Raw genomic sequence first — 17,017 nt, 5'->3', positions numbered from 1 at the left:
TTCAATCGGACCATTGTGGAATTGAAATATGTTCAACCCTCCATGTCGCAATCGCATATGCTGAGTTTCAATCGGACCATTGTGGAATTGAAATGAATATACTCATCTGCTCAATCGTGTTCCCGAGTACATCGTTTCAATCGGACCATTGTGGAATTGAAATAATTCTCCTTCAAGAGTCTTTGATACTATCGTTTCTGTTTTAATCGGACCATTGTGGAATTGAAATCCCAGTTGCCGCATATGATGCCGTCCGATAGAATTTCAGTTTTAATCGGACCATTGTGGAATTGAAATGCCTTTAAAAGCATGTTGATTGCCCTTAAAGTATGTTCGTTTCAATCGGACCATTGTGGAATTGAAATTGGCTCAATTGTTCGTTTGTCAATAATCAATGAAAATGTCATAGTAAAAGGTCAATATTTATTCATCAAAAATGTCATAGCTAAAGAGAATATTTACTATAAAATAGCTATTAGATCATAATTATGCCATGGAAATTCAACATTAAAATCTAAACGTAGTTTACATTAATATGATATAGATACATATATAACCATTAATTAGCAAAAGACAATACCTCATCTAAGGCTTACAGCCTGGAAAAGTTTAGCTGCTTTATTCGGCGCGCCAAGGATAAAGCGAACAAGCTTCGCTTGTCCTTGACACACCTTTATTCAGCAGCTATTATAAAATTAAGCTGTAAGCCCAAAATCCTTAGCCTGGTTATCGCCAGGCACACGTGAAATTGTTCAGAGCCTCTAAAATCTCTCTGTCTGATTCCACGTACCAGTATGAAGGTGTCTTTTGCTGCTCCTGCTTCCAAGGATGGTCGGGAGTAGGAACCCGTATATCTATCTTGGGGCTTGTAAGAACGGTTATCTTAGCCCGAGGGGTAACGGGTGCTATTTTACCCTTTTCATCTACCAGCTGATAATACTGACCATCCAGAGAAAATACGCCGCCATTATCAACCGTTCTGGTCTTCTTAATGCAAAGTATATTGTCTAAATCGATATTGGAAGGCAGTTTTCTAAAGAGAGGAGATCTAGCATTTATGATGATTATGCCTAATTCGCTCATAGCCCTTTCAAACTGAGTTTGATTTACTGTTTTACCTTCTAACTGTTCTTCAATAGAAAGTTTGTCCTTATTAGGTGATACAAAAATAGTATGTCTATCAGTATAGAGACTTAAAGGTATACCATAGATTCACCTTGTTCTTTAACCCCCTTCTTAAGTCTAAAAATTTGACGTTCGCTTAGGTTCAAAGCCTGCGCAGCTTCCCTGATAGTCAATATTCCATCAATGATTTTATTGATAACGATTAATTTTTGTACTTCTCTTTTTGTCATACAATATCGTTCCTTTCTCATACTGACATTATTGCAGAATACTTTTAATATGACAATATCATAGAATAACAACACACAATGTTAAACTTAGGCTTGACGCGACTATAAAGATTTGTTATAATTTACATCGTAACATTAAAAGCAAGTAGAGTATGTACTCTCACCTTACGCCAATGGTTGTAAGGTCAATACGGTTTTAAGAAGCGTATTGATTGGTGGGTGAGAAGACCCGCTTTTTTTGTGTAAAAAACTGGGAGGTGTGTTTTTATTAATAACGATCTACAGGTTAATGAGGAAATTCGCGATAAAGAGGTCAGGCTGATAGATGTTGACGGGCAGCAAATTGGCATAATGTCTGCCAGGGATGCTCAGATTATAGCAAACAAAAGACAATTGGATCTGGTTAAAGTTGCCCCCAATGCAAATCCGCCGGTTTGCAAACTCATGGACTATGGTAAGTATAAATACCAGCAGACAAAAAAAGAAAAAGAGGCCCGTAAGAAGCAGAAGATCATAGAGGTAAAAGAAATTAGGATGACACCGGGTATTGAAGATCACGATTTTAATGTAAAAGTAAAAAGTGCTCAGAAGTTTTTAAAAGATGGCAATAAAGTGAAGGTCACAATACGATTTAGGGGCCGCGAGATGAATTATACGGACATTGCCAATGACCTCTTGAACAGGTTTGCCGAAGTGCTGAAGGATGATGGCATAGTTGAAAAAAAACCTGTAATCGATAACAAGAACATGTTCATGATAATTTCGCCAAAGGAATAAGGAGGATTTTAAGATGCCGAAAATGAAGACAAACCGTTCCGCCGCTAAGAGGTTTAGATTTACAGGGAGCGGCAAGATTAAAAGAGCAAAAGCGTATAAAAGCCATTTACTTACAAAGAAAGATGCAAAGCGCAAGAGGAATTTGCGTAAAAACACCATTGTTAGTGGATCTGATTTCAAAAAGGTCAGAAGATTGTTGCCTTATGCTGAATAGGAGGTATTGACATGAGAGTAAAAGGTGGAATTGTAACGAGAAGAAGACATAAGAAGATTTTAAAGCTTGCGAAAGGCTACTTTGGAGCAAAGAGCAAGCTATATAGAGTTGCCAATCAGGCTGTCATGAAATCGCTGCAGTATGCTTATATCGGGCGCAAGCAAAAGAAGAGAAATTTCAGGCGGTTATGGATAATGAGGATAAATGCAGCTGCCCGCCTCAATGGTTTGACATATAATAGATTTATGAACGGCTTAAAGCTTGCAGGCGTTGAGATTAACAGAAAGATGCTGGCAGACCTGGCTGTTAATGACAGTAAGGCATTCTCTCAGTTGGCAGAAGTTGCAAAGCAAAAATTAAATGCGTAAATAATAATTAATCGAGAAGGCCCTTGAGGCCTTCTTCTGTATAAAGAAGGTGATTACTATTAAGGTGAAATTAGCGCCAACTCAGGTACTTGTTTTAGGATTTGCTGCTGTCATATTGATTGGGGCCTTGCTGCTGACATTGCCTATAGCTACTAAGAGCGGAGAAAGTGCGGGCTTTTTGACGGCATTATTTACAGCTACATCGGCTGTCTGTGTTACAGGTCTTGTAGTGGTAGATACGGGTACTTATTGGTCTACCTTTGGTCAGGTAGTCATAATGCTATTGATACAGATAGGTGGCCTTGGAATCATGGCTATGTCAACGCTTTTTGCCTTGATTCTGGGCAGAAAAATAACCTTTAAAGAGAGGCTTGTCATGCAGGAGGCTTTTAATGTAAATAGCCTCGAAGGTATAGTTAAATTTGCTAAATATATACTTATAGTAACCTTCTTGTTTGAAAGCACAGGTGCCGTTATTTTAAGTTTGAGGTTTTTGCCCCAGATGGGATTAAAGAAGGCTGTATATTACGGCTTATTCCATTCTATATCTGCGTTCAATAATGCAGGTTTTGATCTTATGGGTAATTTTAATAGTTTGACAGGGTATGTTTCGGATTGGGTTGTAAACCTTGTGATAATGGGTTTGATAATCTTTGGAGGTTTGGGCTTTTACGTCCTTCTGGATATATATCAGCAGAAACATTTGCATGAATGCACTTTGCATACAAGACTTGTGATAACAATTACGTTCTTCTTAATAGTTGTCGGTGCACTGCTCATATTTTTATTGGAGTACAACAACCCAAAGACTTTAAAGCCGTTAGATTTTTCAACAAAGATATTGGCGTCGCTGTTTCAATCTGTTACCCCAAGAACGGCGGGCTTTAACACCTTATCGCTTCCGGATATGACGACGGCGTCTAAATTTCTGACCATCATACTCATGTTTATAGGGGCTTCTCCTGCTGGAACTGGAGGCGGTATCAAGACGACCACTTTTGGAGTTATCCTCTTTACGGTTCTCTCTGTTATAAAAGGCAATGATGAAACTGTGACTTTTAAGCGGACTATCCCAAGGTCTATTGTGTACAGGTCAATAGCCATTGCGTTTATAAGCATCTGCATTGTTTTGTCTGTTACGATGGTTTTATCTGTGACTGAGGCATCAAATTTTTTAACCGAGTTATATGAGGTGACCTCTGCTTTTGGAACCGTCGGCCTTTCCCTGGGGTTGACTCCAAAGTTGACTGTGATTGGCAGGATTGTTATAATACTTACAATGTATAGTGGAAGAGTTGGTCCGCTTACACTGGCGATGGCGTTGGCTCAGAGGCAGAAGAAAAACAAAGCTATAATGAAATTTGCTGACGAAAAAGTGATGGTAGGGTAAAAAAACGAGGTGGAGTGGTATGAAACAGTTTGTTGTTATTGGATTGGGGAGCTTTGGGGTAAGCGTAGCCAGATCCCTTTATGAGATGGGCAATGACGTGCTCGCTATAGATAAAGATGAGGAGCTGGTTCAGTCTATATCTGATTCAGTGACTCACGCTGTTCAGGCTGACGCTACCGATGAAAACGTGCTTAAATCATTGGGTGTCAAAAATTTTGATGTAGCCGTGGTGACCATAGGGAGCGATATGCAATCGAGCACTATGGTGACGATGCTGGTCAAAGATCTGGGGGTAAAATATGTCATAGCTAAGGCTCATAATGAATTGCACGCCAGGGTTCTTTACAGGGTTGGAGCTGACAGGGTGGTTATGCCCGAAAAAGAAATGGGCATAAGGGTTGCCCGCAGTATTGTCTCTACGAATTTATTGGATTTTATAGAGCTATCGAAGGAATACAGCATTATAGAGATTATTCCACTAGATGAATGGGTACAAAAGAGCTTACAGGAGATAAATATGAGAAAGAGATATGGTTTAAATGTCATAGCGGCAAAGAAAATGGGAGAAGAAATAGTGGTATCACCAGGTGCAGATTATATAATAGAGGACGGAGATATTCTGGTGGTATGTGGAAAGAATGCGGATATAAAGAAATTGGAGAAAAGGATTTGAAGACGCAATGGTGATTACAAGTCTTGACAACCCTGTGGTTAAATTGACTATGAGCCTGAAACAAAAGAAATATCGTCAACAACTGAAAAAATATACGATAGAGGGAATAAAATTGGTAGAGGAAGCGCTGAAAAGTAATGCTCCGGTTGAGTACATTCTTACCGTTGACGAGAAGACTTATTATAGCGGCATTAAAACATATGTCGTAAGCGAAAAGGTCTTGAGCAAGCTCAGTGAAGTAGAGTCACCTCAGGGTATAATGGCTGTGGTTAACATGGAAGAACATGGATTGAACGATATAATAAAAGGGGAAAATAATCTTATAGTAGTCTTAGACGGGCTTCAGGATCCAGGCAATATAGGCACTATTATAAGGACAGCCGATGCTATGGGCGTGAGCGGCATAATCGCTGTAAAGGGTACGGGTGACATATACAATTCAAAAGCTATAAGGGCATCTATGGGCAGTATTTTCCACATTCCCGTGGTTTATATAGACGATCTATTGTCAGCATATGATTTTCTTAAAAAAAGGGGTATAAGAGTTATAGCTACCAGCTTAAATGGCGATATGTATCCGTACGATATAAATTTTATGAATAGCGCCGTGGTATTTGGCAATGAGGGCAATGGGATCAGCAGTATCAGCGAATCACAGGCCGACCATCTGGTGAAGATACCCATGGTCGGATTGGCTGAATCGCTAAATGTGGCGGCATCTGCTGCTGTTATCTTATACGAAGCTTTAAGGCAGAGGAAAAAAGGAGGTTTGTGCGGTGAGAGAAAAGCTTGAGAGCATGAAGTCTCAGGTTACTGAAGAGATTGCAAAGGCGGTGCATCTTGACGATCTGGAAAAAATCAGGATAAAATATATGGGCAAAAAAGGTTTGCTGACAGAGGTTTTGAAAGGCATGGGAAAGCTGCCTCCTGAAGAAAGACCTGTTATGGGTCAGATAGCCAACCAATTGAGGGATTATATAGAGGAGATACTGACTAAGGCGAGAGAGGATATCTCAAAGAGAGAAAAGGAAGCTAGATTACAGAGAGAAAAAATCGATGTGACCATGCCTGGTAAGATTAGGACGATAGGTAAGAGACATCCCCTGACATCTACTCTGGACCAGATAAAGGATATATTTTTAGGTATGGGATTTGATATCGTGGACAGCCCTGAAGATGGACCGGAGGTTGAACTGGATTACTATAATTTTGAAGCCCTTAATATACCTAAAAACCACCCATCGCGAGATATACAGGATAGCTTTTACATAAATGAAGACATTGTCTTGAGAAGCCAGACGTCCCCTGTGCAGATAAGGACGATGGAAAAACATAAGCCACCTATAAGGGTCATTGTGCCCGGGAGAGTTTATAGATCTGATGAGGTTGATGCTACTCATTCGCCTATTTTCCATCAGATAGAAGGGCTTGTGGTGGATAAGCATGTGACAATGGGTGATTTAAAAGGGGTGTTAGGCGTTTTTGCCAGAGAGTTTTTTGGTCCAAATACCAAGACTAAATTCAGGCCGAGCTATTTCCCGTTTACAGAGCCCAGTGCGGAAGTGGATGTGACATGTTTTGTCTGCGGAGGGAAGGGTTGCAGGGTTTGCGGCAATACCGGTTGGATTGAGATACTTGGTGCGGGGATGGTACATCCAAAGGTCCTGGCCATGGCAGGGGTAGATCCCGAAGTATATAGCGGTTTTGCATTCGGTATGGGACTCGATAGAATAGCCATGTTAAAGTATGGAATCGACGACATGAGGCTGTTGTTTGAAAATGATATGAGATTTATAGAACAATTTTAAACAGGAGGTGATGATATGCTGGTGTCGATGAATTGGTTAAGGGATTATGTGGATATAAGCGAGGAAATGGATGTAAAAGAGATCGTAGAGAAGTTTACCATGTCGGGTTCAAAAGTAGAGACGTATAAGGTATTGGGCGAAGACATAGAGGGTGTAGTTATAGGGCGCATTGTAGACATAAAGAAGCACCCTTCAGCTGATAAGCTTTTAATATGCCTTGTTGATGTGAAAGATGAGCTTTTGCAGATAATCACAGGAGCTACCAACGTCTTTGTGGGTGCATACGTTCCGGTAGCTAAAATAGGCGCTACTCTGCCTAATGGCATAAAGATAAGAAAGCAGAAGTTAAGGGGCGAGGAATCCTTTGGCATGTTGTGCTCCGCAGAGGAGCTGGGCATAGACGAACAGTATGTTTCAGGTGAGTCCAGAGGAGGTATATACATACTGCCTGAGCTGCCCCTGGGTATGGATGCTAAGGCTGCGCTGGGGCTTGATGACGTAGTTATAGATTTTGAGCTTACACATAATAGGTCTGATTGCATGAGCATGGTGGGAATGGCCAGAGAAGCGGTAGCGGTCTTTGACAGCCAGCTGCGCCCTCCTGTTATTGAGGTGAAAGAGGTTGATGAAGCGGCGGCTGCCTACGCCGATGTAGAGATTATCGCTGATGATCTCTGTTCAAGGTACGTGGCAAGAATTGTGAAAAACATAAAGATAGGTCCTTCACCTATGTGGATGCAGCAGAGGCTTATCAAGTCGGGTGTGAGGCCTATAAATAACATCGTGGATGTCACAAATTATGTGATGTTGGAGCTGGGACAGCCTCTTCATGCCTTTGATCTGGAAAAAGTAAGAGGCAGGAAGATTATAGTAAGGCGGGCTAAAAAGGGAGAGACGATAGAAACTATTGACCATCGTTTGAGAGAGCTGGATGATAGTATGCTGGTGATAGCTGATGCCGAAAGACCTGTGGCTATAGCAGGCGTGATGGGTGGCCTGGATACGGAGATCACTGATGATACTAAAATGATACTCATAGAATCAGCCAACTTTAACGGCAGCAGTGTAAGGCAGACCTCCAGAAAACTGGGGTTGAGAAGCGAGGCGTCTTCCAGATTTGAAAGGGGAATAGATCCTAATCTCGCGATGGATGCTGTCAATAGGGCAGCACAGCTGATACAGGAAATCGGTGCAGGAGAGGTGCTCAAAGGGACTATAGATGTCTATAAAAAAGCAGTGGAGCCGTGGAATATAGCTGTAAGGCCACAGCGGATAAATCAGCTGCTCGGAACAGAGTTGACTGCGGAATACATGATCAGCTTACTGGAAAAGTTGGGCTTGAAATGCGCGATAAAAGATGGGATTATTGATGTGACCGTGCCTACATACAGGCAAGACTTAAAAATGGAAGCAGATATTGCTGAGGAGATAGCCAGGCTACACGGCTATGACAATATAGCTGAATCGCTTCTGGATAGGTCCACGACCAGGGTGGGATTAAAGACCTATGAGCAGAAGCTTGAGGATATGACAAGAGATGTGATGGGAGCTTGCGGGTTAAACGAGGTTATCACGTATTCTTTTGTAAGTCCTAAAGTTTTCGACAATATACTTTTAACCGCAGAAGATCCCAGGAGAAACGCCATAGTGATTGCCAATCCTCTTGGAGAAGAGTATAGCGTAATGAGGACTACCATGCTTCCATCCATGCTGGATGTTTTGTCCATGAACATGAACAGACAGATAGAAAAGGCTGGTGCCTATGAGATAGGAAGGGTTTACCTGCCCAAAGCATTGCCTCTCAAGGAATTGCCTGTTGAAGTGAGAATGTTGTCTATTGGGATGTACGGCGATGGAGTAGATTTTTATGACATAAAGGGCATTGTAGAGACGTATTTTAATCTGTGCAACATCAGGGCGCAATTTAGAGCGGCAAATGATCCTACCTTCCATCCCGGTAGAAGTGCAGAGATTTTCATCAACGGCCAAAAGGTGGGCATAATTGGCGAAGTGCACCCCGATGTGGCAGAGATATACCATTTGAATAAAAGGGTATATCTAGGAGAAATTAATTTGAACATGGTCTTTAAAGAGGCCAATATGGCTAAAACATACAGGCCGTTGCCAAAGTTTCCTGCTGTTACAAGGGATCTGGCTATCATCGTATCAGACGAAGTGCCAGTGGCAGAGATAGAAGAGGTTATCCATAGAAGTGGTGGAGAGCTGGTAGAACGTGTAACACTGTTTGATGTTTACAGGGGCGATCCTGTGCCAGCGGGCCACAAAAGCGTGGCGTTTTCAATAGTGTTCAGGTCCAGGGAGAGGACCCTTGTAGATCAGGAGGTCAATGAGGTTTTTGATAAAATAGTGGAGGAATTAAATAGAGAGTTTGGAGCAAGGTTAAGATGAGGGCGATGTACGAGATACCGAAGTTCATAGTGGATATATGTAAAGAATTTAAAGCCAATGGTTACGAGGCTTATGTAGTAGGAGGAGCTTTAAGAGATCTCCTGCTGGGCAAGGAGAGCAATGATTGGGATATAACGACAAATGCTTTGCCGGAAGAGATGTCGCGAATTTTTCGCGGCATTATTCCGTATGGCGATTTTGGTACCATGTTGCTCATAAGAAATGGGGTTAAGATAGAGATAACCCCATTTCGAAACGATGCTCCCGGGCGTAAGCCTACGTATAAAATGGGTGGCACTATCTATACAGACCTGTCCAGAAGGGATTTTACCATCAATTCTATGGCATACGATCCTATAGACGATGTATTTATAGATCCATATAAAGGCCTGGAGGATTTAAAGAACCGCATTATCAGGTGCACAGGTTCTACCAGGCGCATATGGGAAGATCCTCTGAGGGCGATAAGGGCAGCCAGGTTTCAGGCCCAGCTGGGCTTTAGCATAGAAAATTCTACGTATTACGCACTGGTAGCCCATAAACAGGAACTTTCTACTATTTCAAAAGAAAGGATAAGGGATGAGCTTAACAAGCTTTTGCTAAGCCCATATGCCAGGGACGGCCTGTATACCCTTGTAATAACGGGACTTATGGAGTATATAATACCCGAACTTATGGATGGCATGGGTTTAGAACAGATTGGAAGCCATGTCTATGATGTACTGGAACACAATCTGGTGGCATGTATTATGGCACCACCTGTGTTGCATATAAGGCTGGCAGCGCTTTTACACGATATAGGAAAACCGTATACAGTTTTTGAAGATGAAAGCGGACGCCATTTTTATGGGCATGAGTATAAATCTACCGAGATTGCCAGCAAGGTTTTGCGCAGGCTTAAGTATCCTAATGATATCATCAATAAGGTGTTGCTTCTAGTCAAGAATCATATGTTTACTTATAATCATCAATCTACCCTCTCGGCAGCCAGGAGACTTGTGGCTAAATTGGGATGGGATGGGGTATACGACCTCATCGAATTGAGAAAAGCCGACAGGATGGCGGGAGGAGCAAAGGTGCTCCTGGGCAAAAGCCTTGAAAAGCTTATAAAAGATCTGGAGGTTATTAAGAACCAGGAGAATGCCTTTACAGTGAAAGATCTAAAAATTGATGGCAACGACCTTAAAGCGAGATTTGGCTTAAAAGAAGGTCCTATTATAGGACAGGTGTTAAAGTATCTTCTGGAGATAGTCCTTGATCACCCCGAAAAGAATCGATATGGTGATTTGATAATGCTGGCGCGGGAATACTTAAAAAGTAAAGAAGGCTTGCAGGAAAAGCAAAGCAATTAGAGAATTATATTTAATGGGGAAGAATAAATAAAGGCAAGGCTATAAGCTTTAAGGTGGTGTTGTTTATGGGAGAGGAGACCAAAAAGACGGTTGTAAAGATAAATGGACATGAGTACGTGATGAAAGGAACTGTTCCTGAAGAATATATGCATAAATTGGCCCTTTATGTGGACAAAAAGATTGCAGAAGTCAGTGAACATAATAAAAAATTGAGCACAGTTATGGTATATATCCTGACGGCTATAAATATCGCTGATGAACTGGAGAGGGAAAAACGGGAAAAAGAGATGCTATCAGCACAATTAAGCGAATTACAAAATAAAGTCATGTCATTGGTTCAGGAAAATCAGAGATTGAAAGAAGAATTGGAAAAAAGCCGCAATGAGCTGGATGAATTCATAAATACCTTTGACAACCAAAACAGCAAAATACGAAAACTGAAGTGAGATGATCAAATGCGTGTAGAATTGTTAGCACCTGCAGGAAGTTGGGATGCGTTGGTTGCAGCAGTGCAAAATGGCGCTGATGCAGTATACGCAGGTGGAACTGCTTTTAGTGCAAGAGCATATGCTCAAAATTTTGATAGGGATACGTTAAAAAAAGCCATAGATTACTGCCATCTCTATGGCAAAAAGCTATATATGACGGTAAACACCTTGGTAGATGATGGCGAACTTAAAGAGATGGTATCATATGCTGCCGATGCTTATAAAATGGGAGTAGACGCCTTTATAGTACAGGATCTGGGTGCCGCAAAGGTGATGATAGATATGGGATTACCCGTCCACGCCAGCACCCAGATGACTGTACACAATACAGAAGGCGTCAAATTTTTGCACCGCATGGGATTTAAACGGGTTGTGCTGGCAAGGGAGCTGACTCTTGATGAGATAAGGAATATAACGGCGAATACCCCTATGGAAATAGAGGTATTTGTGCACGGTGCTCTTTGCGTATCCTACTCTGGTCAATGTCTTTTGAGCAGTCTGATAGGTGGGCGCAGCGGAAATAGAGGAAGGTGTGCGCAACCATGCAGGAAGCTGTATCAGTTGGTTTATGGCGGTAAGGCCATAGGAGATGCTCGCTACCTTTTGAGCATGAAGGATTTAAATACCATAGATTGGCTGAAGGATATCGTCAACGCAGGAGTAGCTTCCCTTAAGGTAGAGGGGAGGATGAAAAGACCTGAGTATGTGGCTACGGTTATACGCGCTTACAGGTCAGCTCTGGATGGTATGCTTTCAGAACAAGATCGTCGGGATTTAGAGGCCATTTTCAACAGGAAATTTACTCGGGGTTATATCCTGGGCGAGAATCCAGAAGATGTGGTAAACCCTGAAAGCCCGAAAAACCGCGGCGTATATGTAGGCAGGCTTTTGAGTGTCAAAAAAGGCATAGGCAGTTTTGACTTTGACGTGACAGTATCTGTAGGCGACGGCATAATGATAGGTGATACCGGATTTACGATATCGGCGATTTTTAAAAACGGCAAGAAGGTTGATAAAGCCGATGGCCGCGTAGAAATTCCTGTAAAAGACGTAAAGCCGGGAGATGTATACAGGACATTTGATGCCAGGCTTATTGACAGAGCTAGAAAATCATATGAGGATATTTATGGACAGAAGATAAGCGTTAAAGCCCGCGCGGAGATCAGATTGAATCAGCCGATGAAGCTTGTGGTATGGGATGGGAAAAATACTGTTGAAGTGAAGGGCTTTGTAGATGTTGAAAAGGCTGTTAAAAAGCCCCTTGAACCCGTCAGAGTAAAAGAGCAAATACAAAAAACCGGCAGTACGCCATATGCCATAAGCTGCGTAGATGTGGATATGGATGAGGGTGTCATATTGCCCATAAGTGAGATAAACAGTGTGAGACGAAGAGCTCTTGATGAATTGACGTTGGCCAGGTGCTTTACAGGGCAGAGAACCTTGAAGGAGCCTGAGTACCGGGTAAATCCGGTGCCGGTGGAAGATAGGGTTAAGCTCTACGCAAAGGTAAAAATTGTTCAGGATGCAGAGAAAGCCGTTGAAGCAGGGATAGATGGGATATACTTTCAGTCTATGGACGCGGAAGAAATGATTAAGGTGTTGGATATGTGTGTATCAAAAGGCGTGGAATTTGCCTGGGCTTTACCTTACATTACCAGGAATGAACTTTTGAAGGATATTATGGATACGGCGAAAAAGCTTGCTCATCAGGGCGTTAAAAGAGCGGTTATATCGAATATGGGGCTTGTTCAGCCATTAAAGAGTGAGGGTTTTATACTGGATGGCGATTATACGCTTAATGTATTTAATTCCCAGACGGCTTATGTTTTAAGGCAGCAGGGTGTTGATGTGATTACCTTATCGCCTGAGCTCAAGCTGTCTCAGATAAGAGAGATTGCATATCGCGTGGGTGGAAAGCTTATGGTCATAACCCATGGCTATATACCGGCTATGATAACGCCTTACAATCCGGTAAAAAAAGTATTGGATCAAGGTATTTGGGGCCTGAGGGATCAAACTGGGGCTGTTTTTCCTGTAGAGACTGAGGGTCGCCCGGATGGATTAAATGGAGAAAATTATACCATTATATACAATTCCAGGCCTCTGTTTATGGCTGATAAGATAGATGACGTATTGCGCACAGGCGTCAAAAATCTAAGGTTGGATTTTCCTATTAAGGGCAGCAACGTATATGATGTGGTAAGGTGTTACAGGTCGTGCCTGGATGGTGATTTTAAATGTGCGGATATTATAAAAAGGAAGATTTTGGATTTTACCAGAGGGCATTTTTATAAAGGGGTGGAATAACTATTGGTAAGCGAAAAAACACTCAGGATGCTGGAATACGACAGGGTGATAGACAGGTTGAAAGAGTGTACGGCCAGCGAAATGGGCAGGGAAATGGCTGAAAAGCTCATCCCTACGTCAGATATTGACAGGGTTAAAACATATCTTAGGGAGACCACCGAAGCTAAAAACCTTATTTACAGGAAAGGAAGTATATCGCTGGAAGGCCTTGTAGATATCAAAAATTCTGTTAGAAGGGCAGAAATGGGCGGGGTATTGTCTATGGGTGAGCTCCTTAAGATAGCTCAGTGCCTAAAAATTGCTGAAAAGGTCAAGTCCTATCTAGGGGATGAAGATGACGATTTGGTACTATTAAAAGATTATATAAACGGGTTAAAAGTTAATCGAACGCTACACGACAGCATTACAAGGGCTATCATTTCCGAAGAAGAGATGGCAGATACGGCAAGTCCAGCCCTTTATAATATCAGAAAGCAGATTATCAATATGAATGAAAAGATAAGGGAAAAGCTCAACTCATACATTTCCTCGCCCAATTACCAGAAGATGTTGCAGGACAATATCATAACTATGAGGGGTAACAGATATGTATTGCCTGTTAAACAGGAATACAGGAATGCCATTCCCGGGATTATACACGATCAGTCCAGCAGCGGTGCAACACTTTTTATCGAACCCATGGCTATAGTGGAGGCAAACAATGATATTAATCAGCTGAGATTAAAAGAGCGGGACGAGATAGAGAGGATTTTAATGGAGCTTTCTGACATGGTAGCAGCCAATGCGGATATGTTGCGGTCAAATCAGGATATTCTCGCAAAGCTTGATTTTATATTTGCAAAAGCTTTATTAAGCTTTAAGATGAATGGAGTAGAACCTGTGCTCAATAATTCCAGGTATATAAACTTAAAAGGAGCAAGACATCCTTTAATAGACGCTGATGTAGTCGTCCCTATAGATATATATGTGGGAGACCAGTTTACAACCCTCATTATAACAGGTCCAAATACAGGTGGTAAGACGGTTACTCTTAAAACGGTAGGGCTGCTGACGCTTATGGCCCAGGCAGGATTGCACATAAGCGCCGATGAAGGTACGACTATAGCCGTTTTTGACAGAATATTTGCCGACATCGGCGATGAGCAGAGTATAGAACAGAGCTTGAGCACGTTCTCAGCTCATATGACCAATATTGTTGAGATACTAAAAAATGTAAACAGCAATTCCCTTGTGCTATTTGATGAATTAGGAGCGGGTACAGATCCAGCGGAAGGGGCCTCATTGGCCATGGCTATACTGGATAGGGTAAGCAGCATAGGGGCTATAACCATAGCTACGACCCATTACAGCGAACTAAAGGCATACGCCTTGACCAAGGAGTTTGCGGAGAACGCTTCTGTAGAGTTTGACGTGGAGACGTTGAGGCCAACCTACAGGTTGTTAATAGGGGTTCCAGGCAAGAGTAATGCCTATGAGATATCCCGCAGGTTGGGGCTTGATGAGAGCATCATAGAACATGCCAGAGGGTTTTTGACCGATGAGAACATAAAATTTGAAGATCTAGTGATAGACCTTGAGAATAAACGCAACATGGCAGAAAAAGAGCGGAAAGAAGCTGAAGCTTTAAGGATACAGCTGGATAACCTTAAGAGGGAATATGAAGAGAAAATACGGGAACTAAAATTAGAATACAAAAAGAAATTGGATGAAGCCAGGCGTGAAGCGTCGAATTTGCTCATAGATGTCCGCAGAGAAGCCGATTTATTGCTAAAAGATTTGAGAAAAGAAATGAAAGAAGGGGATTTGCGCCAGCGCATAAAAGAGATAGAAACAGCTAAGGAGAAGATAAACAGGATGCTGGGTATGGTGCTTCCAGAGGATGAGGAACAGGAACAATACGCAGACGCCCGGCCGGAGGATATAAAACCAGGGGATGAGGTTTTGGTGATCAGCTTAAACAACCGTGGTGTGGTGCAATCGGTCAATGGGGATGAGGTGTTGGTACAGCTGGGAATAATGAAAGTAAATGTGCCTATTAGCGATATAAAGAAACAGAAGCCGGCGAAGGCTATGTCAAAAAAGTCTGGCATAGGTAAGATGGTAGCGCAGAAGTCTATGTATATTTCATCGAGTATAGATTTAAGGGGTAAAAATCTTGAAGAAGCGTTAATGGAGCTGGATAAATATATTGATGACGCATATCTGGCCAATTTAAGCACGGTAACAGTAATTCACGGCATTGGAACAGGGGTTTTAAAAAACGGCATAAGGCAGTATTTGAAAAGTAACGGCCACGTACAATCTTTCCGCCCGGGTAGGTACGGTGAGGGTGGAGATGGTGTAACCATTGTAGAATTGAAATCGAGGTGATAGTATGATAATCGTAAGCGCATGTCTGGCTGGACTCAATACGAGATATGACGGCAAGGCATCAATTGATGAAGAGGTATATAGACTTGTAAAAGAAGGAAAAGCTATACCTGTGTGTCCTGAACAACTGGGTGGCCTGGCTACTCCCAGGTTGCCTTCTGAAATACGCGGTGGTGCGGGAAGTGATGTATTAGAGGGCCGTGCAGTGGTTGTAAATGCAAAAGGCGAGGATGTGACAGAGAATTATTTAAGAGGGGCTTATGAGGTATTAAAATTAGCCAGGCAGGTAGGAGCGGAAAAAGTTATATTAAAAGCCAGAAGTCCTTCCTGTGGCTTGGGATGCATTTATGACGGTACTTTTTCAAGAAAACTGGTTGAAGGCAACGGAGTCACAGCAGAGTTGCTCAAAAGAGAGGGCTTGTTAGTTGAAGTAAGAGGCTAAACACCTCTTTTTATTTTTTGCATGAACCAGCTTTCGATTGTACTGCTCCAATTCATTTCGGACTTTTTTGAGGAACCAAGCGGGCAGGAAGATTACCTGAGCATTTACGGGTGAAGTTATAGAAAGCGAGATAATGGACAGGATACGGGAAGACGAGCAGTTAAAGGAGAAATTAATAAGTGCAATGATGCAGGCATGTCAGGGAGAAGGCTGTACGGAACTGTACGGATATTTGCTGGAGCAGTACATAGATGAAGTGGTCGACAACATAACCGATATTTTGTACGAAATAGATGGCGAGCGGTTTTACGATGCATATGCGCATGGCTGCCAAATGTTAGGGATAGTGGAACGCAGGGACAGCGATATGATATTCAGGTGTGATACGGATACGGGAAAGATTGCCGTTCATATAGAGTTTCAGTCCGAAAACGACAAAATGATGCCGTGTAGGATGCTGCGATACGCATTGGAGATAATGGAGAAGCACAGACTTAAGCCGTATCAGGTGGTACTGTATATAGGCAAGGATAAAGCTAAAATGGATAACGGGATTAACTATACGATGGGGGACAACAAACTCGATTACAGGTATAAGATAATAGACATAGGTGAAATCAAATTTTCAGATATAGCGGAAACGAACTACTTTGATTTATATTCACTTTTGCCGATAGTTGATAGAAAGAGAAGGGTCGAAGCAGAAGAGAAGTATCTCAAGATGTGCGTGGACTTAATCAAAGATGCACCTGTGGACATAGATAGAAAGAGGTCTATAGCGTTTAGGAAGGACCGGCGGGAATCCTCTCCAATTCATTGTAGAGATGAAAGCCGGAATTCAGCGGGTAAAGGGAATATGTGCTAAAATATAAGCAGGAAGGAGGTGATCATGTGAGCGAACATACAAAAAGTGTATTTTTGTATGGAAAACCTACAAGAATTAAATTGGACGAGCTTCTAAAAATTCAAAAACTATATACCCAGCTTATTAATACTTATATCGAATTACTGTTGAACAATAGAAATTTGTATTTATCAATCTTCCTTAATGATAAAAAAGATAG

15 protein-coding genes, 1 pseudogene and 1 CRISPR repeat array are annotated in these 17,017 nt (G+C 42.0%); of the genes and pseudogenes, 14 read left to right on the top strand and 2 right to left on the bottom strand.

The genetic code is table 11. From position 1 onward, the window contains the following. Nucleotides 1-3 precede the first annotated feature (3 nt). Nucleotides 4-365: direct repeats of the CRISPR family, unit length 25 nt; unit sequence AATCGGACCATTGTGGAATTGAAAT. Between the two features lie 361 nt (nt 366-726). Beyond that, entirely contained in the window at nt 727-1,083 is a 357-nt protein-coding gene (locus BUB87_RS14520) for a hypothetical protein (RefSeq protein WP_073342303.1), read from the bottom strand. A gap of 110 nt (nt 1,084-1,193) precedes the next feature. Next, a complete protein-coding gene (locus BUB87_RS14515; RefSeq protein ID WP_200792763.1) occupies nt 1,194-1,355 on the bottom strand; it encodes a helix-turn-helix domain-containing protein in 162 nt (53 codons plus the stop codon). A gap of 267 nt (nt 1,356-1,622) precedes the next feature. Between BUB87_RS14515 and infC the strand changes: the two genes are divergently transcribed. From infC to BUB87_RS15170, 14 genes and pseudogenes are all read left to right on the top strand, one after another. Next, entirely contained in the window at nt 1,623-2,132 is a 510-nt protein-coding gene (gene infC / locus BUB87_RS05000; protein WP_073342301.1) for a translation initiation factor IF-3, read from the top strand. A gap of 13 nt (nt 2,133-2,145) precedes the next feature. After that, the gene (gene rpmI, locus BUB87_RS04995) at nt 2,146-2,346 is read left to right on the top strand and encodes a 50S ribosomal protein L35 (protein ID WP_073342299.1); all 201 of its coding nucleotides are present in this window, start codon (nt 2,146-2,148) and stop codon (nt 2,344-2,346) included. A gap of 11 nt (nt 2,347-2,357) precedes the next feature. After that, entirely contained in the window at nt 2,358-2,714 is a 357-nt protein-coding gene (rplT, locus tag BUB87_RS04990) for a 50S ribosomal protein L20 (protein WP_073342298.1), read from the top strand. A 58-nt stretch (nt 2,715-2,772) separates the two neighbouring features. Next, entirely contained in the window at nt 2,773-4,104 is a 1,332-nt protein-coding gene (locus tag BUB87_RS04985) for a TrkH family potassium uptake protein (RefSeq protein ID WP_234945963.1), read from the top strand. A 19-nt stretch (nt 4,105-4,123) separates the two neighbouring features. Next, nucleotides 4,124-4,777: a potassium channel family protein gene (locus tag BUB87_RS04980; RefSeq protein ID WP_073342294.1), complete on the top strand. Its 654-nt coding sequence runs from the start codon at nt 4,124-4,126 to the stop codon at nt 4,775-4,777. Between the two features lie 7 nt (nt 4,778-4,784). Beyond that, entirely contained in the window at nt 4,785-5,570 is a 786-nt protein-coding gene (locus BUB87_RS04975) for a TrmH family RNA methyltransferase (RefSeq protein WP_073342292.1), read from the top strand. Nucleotides 5,571-5,574: 4 nt separating this feature from the next. Next, the gene (gene pheS, locus BUB87_RS04970) at nt 5,575-6,585 is read left to right on the top strand and encodes a phenylalanine--tRNA ligase subunit alpha (protein WP_327021785.1); all 1,011 of its coding nucleotides are present in this window, start codon (nt 5,575-5,577) and stop codon (nt 6,583-6,585) included. A 15-nt stretch (nt 6,586-6,600) separates the two neighbouring features. Continuing rightward, nucleotides 6,601-8,994, top strand: a complete 2,394-nt coding sequence (pheT, locus tag BUB87_RS04965; RefSeq protein ID WP_073342288.1) for a phenylalanine--tRNA ligase subunit beta — start codon at nt 6,601-6,603, stop codon at nt 8,992-8,994. 5 nt (nt 8,995-8,999) lie between these two features. Next, the gene (locus BUB87_RS04960; protein WP_143156615.1) at nt 9,000-10,346 is read left to right on the top strand and encodes a CCA tRNA nucleotidyltransferase; all 1,347 of its coding nucleotides are present in this window, start codon (nt 9,000-9,002) and stop codon (nt 10,344-10,346) included. 65 nt (nt 10,347-10,411) lie between these two features. Continuing rightward, nucleotides 10,412-10,792, top strand: a complete 381-nt coding sequence (locus tag BUB87_RS04955; protein ID WP_073342284.1) for a cell division protein ZapA — start codon at nt 10,412-10,414, stop codon at nt 10,790-10,792. 9 nt (nt 10,793-10,801) lie between these two features. Then, nucleotides 10,802-13,141: a U32 family peptidase gene (locus BUB87_RS04950; protein WP_073342282.1), complete on the top strand. Its 2,340-nt coding sequence runs from the start codon at nt 10,802-10,804 to the stop codon at nt 13,139-13,141. A gap of 3 nt (nt 13,142-13,144) precedes the next feature. Then, the gene (locus BUB87_RS04945; protein WP_268761594.1) at nt 13,145-15,511 is read left to right on the top strand and encodes an endonuclease MutS2; all 2,367 of its coding nucleotides are present in this window, start codon (nt 13,145-13,147) and stop codon (nt 15,509-15,511) included. A gap of 4 nt (nt 15,512-15,515) precedes the next feature. Then, a complete protein-coding gene (locus BUB87_RS04940) occupies nt 15,516-15,953 on the top strand; it encodes a 2-thiouracil desulfurase family protein (protein WP_073342280.1) in 438 nt (145 codons plus the stop codon). A 346-nt stretch (nt 15,954-16,299) separates the two neighbouring features. Continuing rightward, nucleotides 16,300-16,746 (top strand): annotated as a pseudogene (locus BUB87_RS15170) (Rpn family recombination-promoting nuclease/putative transposase); the annotation flags it as partial. Between the last annotated feature and the right edge of the window lie 271 nt (nt 16,747-17,017).

This window comes from Caldanaerobius fijiensis DSM 17918 (assembly GCF_900129075.1).
GTDB classification, from domain to species: Bacteria; Bacillota; Thermoanaerobacteria; order Thermoanaerobacterales; family Caldanaerobiaceae; genus Caldanaerobius; species Caldanaerobius fijiensis.
The sequence above is the reverse complement of the archived record's forward strand: the minus strand, read 5'-3'. Positions and strand labels throughout refer to the sequence as shown.

Excerpts from the sequence above, each read along its gene's own strand:
- BUB87_RS04960 (WP_143156615.1), top strand. The coding sequence starts at position 9,000 with ATGTACGAGATACCGAAGTTCATAGTGGATATATGTAAAGAATTTAAA.
- BUB87_RS04950 (WP_073342282.1), top strand. The coding sequence starts at position 10,802 with ATGCGTGTAGAATTGTTAGCACCTGCAGGAAGTTGGGATGCGTTGGTT.
- rplT (WP_073342298.1), top strand. The coding sequence starts at position 2,358 with ATGAGAGTAAAAGGTGGAATTGTAACGAGAAGAAGACATAAGAAGATT.
- BUB87_RS04975 (WP_073342292.1), top strand. The coding sequence starts at position 4,785 with ATGGTGATTACAAGTCTTGACAACCCTGTGGTTAAATTGACTATGAGC.
- BUB87_RS14520 (WP_073342303.1), bottom strand. The coding sequence starts at position 1,083 with ATGAGCGAATTAGGCATAATCATCATAAATGCTAGATCTCCTCTCTTT.
- BUB87_RS04940 (WP_073342280.1), top strand. The coding sequence starts at position 15,516 with ATGATAATCGTAAGCGCATGTCTGGCTGGACTCAATACGAGATATGAC.
- BUB87_RS14515 (WP_200792763.1), bottom strand. The coding sequence starts at position 1,355 with ATGACAAAAAGAGAAGTACAAAAATTAATCGTTATCAATAAAATCATT.
- pheT (WP_073342288.1), top strand. The coding sequence starts at position 6,601 with ATGCTGGTGTCGATGAATTGGTTAAGGGATTATGTGGATATAAGCGAG.
- BUB87_RS04955 (WP_073342284.1), top strand. The coding sequence starts at position 10,412 with ATGGGAGAGGAGACCAAAAAGACGGTTGTAAAGATAAATGGACATGAG.
- pheS (WP_327021785.1), top strand. The coding sequence starts at position 5,575 with ATGAAGTCTCAGGTTACTGAAGAGATTGCAAAGGCGGTGCATCTTGAC.
- rpmI (WP_073342299.1), top strand. The coding sequence starts at position 2,146 with ATGCCGAAAATGAAGACAAACCGTTCCGCCGCTAAGAGGTTTAGATTT.
- BUB87_RS04980 (WP_073342294.1), top strand. The coding sequence starts at position 4,124 with ATGAAACAGTTTGTTGTTATTGGATTGGGGAGCTTTGGGGTAAGCGTA.